This window comes from Collinsella sp. Sow4_D11 (assembly GCF_052116465.1).
GTDB lineage: Bacteria > Actinomycetota > Coriobacteriia > Coriobacteriales > Coriobacteriaceae > Collinsella.
Genome location: NZ_JBQKLA010000068.1, coordinates 1 through 887, shown reverse-complemented (window position 1 = coordinate 887; position 887 = coordinate 1). Strand labels below are relative to the sequence as shown.

Genomic DNA, 887 nt, shown 5'->3' with positions numbered 1-887 from the left:
AGGCACAATCACGCAGAACTGGACGGTGCAAAGGCTGATAAGGACGGTTATTTTGAGATTAACGGTCTACGGACGAAGCAACCGCATATGTTTGGTTTTGCAAGCGAGGATGTCAACTGTAGATGCCGGACAATCTCACGGCTTAAAGACGATGACACATTGACATCAAGGCGAGATAATGAGACCGGTAAGATTATCAAGTACAGGAATTATCGAGAGTGGGCGAGGGCTAAATAATAAGTTTACAGATTTGACAAAATAGAGGAGAAAAAAATGGAAAAACAAGTTATTATCTTTTTAAAGAATGGCGAAACATTATTATTTCAAGACGTAAGCAATATGGATGTGACTGATAAGCACATTGCTTTTGATTACTTTGGCAAAAGTACAAACCAAGAAAAAAGTGGGGTGTTCTTTTTTGACACTATTGCAGGTTGGTCTGCATCAGCGCAACTTTTCAAATAGGAGGTGGTCACTCATCTTGACAGCGGGAAAGACTGCGTTAATCACATAACTTAACCGTGTCGAATTCGATGCGGTTTTTATATTGTCCTGTCACATGACATAAAACTAGGCAAGCCATGTCTGTGTGGCATATCGCAGACACTCCCTGCTGGGAGAGCCAGCATAAAAAATCTATGGAGGTAAACCAACAATGGATTGGTTAAAAGAACTTATTGAGAAACATACTGCAGACGGAAAAACGGAAATTGATGCGGTCATGAACGCATTTAAAGAAGAGTTTCCGAAACACGCTGTCCCTAAAGATGTCTACAACGAGCAAGCCGAAAAGCTAAAAGCAGCTAACAGCACGCTTGACACGTTGAAAAAATCAAATAAGGACAACGAAGAGTTGCAGAATGAACTCAAGGCATACAAGGATAAAG

General features: G+C 40.8%; 3 protein-coding genes. All 3 read left to right on the top strand.

Features of this window, described 5'->3' with window-relative positions; genetic code table 11:
• Positions 1-237 (top strand): hypothetical protein (locus tag ACTQ40_RS10555; RefSeq protein ID WP_441564121.1); only part of this gene is annotated, 237 nt, incomplete at its 5' end.
• A 36-nt stretch (positions 238-273) separates the two neighbouring features.
• Positions 274-465, top strand: coding sequence for a hypothetical protein (locus ACTQ40_RS10550; RefSeq protein WP_441549874.1), 192 nt, complete (start codon positions 274-276; stop codon positions 463-465).
• A gap of 190 nt (positions 466-655) precedes the next feature.
• A partial coding sequence (locus ACTQ40_RS10545) for a hypothetical protein (protein WP_441564120.1) occupies positions 656-887 on the top strand: 232 nt, incomplete at its 3' end.